A 1,626-nucleotide genomic window follows, 5' to 3' on the forward strand; every position below is an offset into this window, starting at 1 on the left:
CCGTTGGTTCAACTTGCCGCAGTTGGCTATTCCACCCAAGCCCGGTGAGCATTGTACTCCGGCTCGGCGTCGCGGCAAGCGATGCCGAGACCAAGGTTCCTACTATGCATGCCGCTTGCCTCTCGGCCTGCGCCGGAGGGGACGGCAGCTACCGGCTTGGCGTGTCATGCTAGAGAGTTCAGGCCGCCCGCTGTGCTGCAATCGGCAACGGTTGAGCCTCGCCCGATTCGCACGCCTGCTTCCATCGCCAGTATTCCTCCATGTTCAGGTAGCGGCGACCGGTCGACCAAGTTTCGTCTATCTCCATCAACACGGCTCCGATCAGCCTGATGGCGGACTCGTCGTTCGGGAATATCCTGATGACCCGCTCACGCCTTCGGACTTCTTCGTTCAGGCGCTCGGCGCAGTTGGTGGTTCGCAGCCTCTTGCGGATGCATTCGGGCAGAGCCATGACCGCCATCGCATCCTCAAACCCGGCTTCGAGCCTGCTTATCGCACCTGGAGCCTTGGCTCCGAAGTCATCGATTATCCCATCCAGCAGTACCCTTGCCGTATCCATGTCGGGCGCCTCGAACATGAGGCGCAGCCTCGAATGCAGGTCGTGCTGAACGGCTTTCGGACACGCATCCAGAATGTTCTTGGTGAAATGCGTCTGGCAACGCTGCCAGGACGCACCCTGGAACTCGACGGCTACCGCGTTGACCAGTCCTCCATGGTCGTCCGAGACTACTAGGTCCACACCGGCCAGGCCTCTGCCCTTCAGCCACTTGAAGAAGTCTCTCCAGGAGGTCTCCTTCTCGCTGTCGGCGAGCCATAGGCCAAGGATCTCGCGAATCCCTTCGGGGTTTACTCCAGTGGCCATGAGCATGCTATGGGTTCTTACGCGGCCGCCTTTGCGTATCTTGATCACGATGGCGTCGACAATCAGGAACGGATACGTTCCAATGGGCCGGTCAATCCATTCGCGCACCACGGGATCCAACCCTTTCAGCAGATCCGATACCGTGGACTTGGAAAACTCGACGCCGCACAGCTCCCTGGTGATGTTCTTGATCTTGCGAGTCGAGACCCCGTTCACCGCCATCTCCATAAGCGTGACGATTAGCGCCTGCTCGCTGCGCTGGTAACGCTCGAACATGTCGACCGGCAGCTTACCTTGCCTGAACTGAGGAACCTCAAGCGTCAACCTGCCTACGCGCGTCGTAATCGGACGTTCCCTAGTCCCATTGCGGTAACCTACCCGTTCCTCGGTTCTCTCGTAGGGTTCAGCCTTCACATACTCAGTGGCCTGCGCCTGAAGCACCTGGTTGAGCACGGCCTCAAGCAGATCGGCCAGACCACGATCTCCTTGAAGAAGTCCGTGCAGTTGCTCGTCGGATATGGTAATCTGATATCGGGCCATTGGTTCTCCTCCTGTAGATAATTGGTTGGTACCAACTCCAATTCTACCGGAGAATCGATGGCCTTTCCATACCCATCGTCGCAGATCAAAGGCCATTTTACAGCATTATATCGGACTCAACTTTCACCATGCGTTCTATGTCCGAGTCCGTTAGGCGCAGCTGAACGTCTCTGATGATCGGCATGTAGGAATCCGTCCCGTCCCGCTGGCCGATGTACTGGCCA

General features: G+C 58.0%; 1 protein-coding gene. It reads right to left on the reverse strand.

What is annotated here, in order from left to right; all coding sequences use genetic code 11:
• Positions 1-178: 178 nt before the first annotated feature.
• Positions 179-1,402, reverse strand: coding sequence for an IS256 family transposase (locus tag GX466_08230; protein ID NLH94182.1), 1,224 nt, complete (start codon positions 1,400-1,402; stop codon positions 179-181).
• Positions 1,403-1,626 lie beyond the last annotated feature (224 nt).

The organism is Candidatus Cloacimonadota bacterium (assembly GCA_012516855.1).
In the GTDB taxonomy this organism is placed as follows: Bacteria; Cloacimonadota; Cloacimonadia; order Cloacimonadales; family Cloacimonadaceae; genus Syntrophosphaera.

Coding starts and splice junctions, on each gene's coding strand:
- GX466_08230 (NLH94182.1), bottom strand. CDS start 1,402: ATGGCCCGATATCAGATTACCATATCCGACGAGCAACTGCACGGACTT.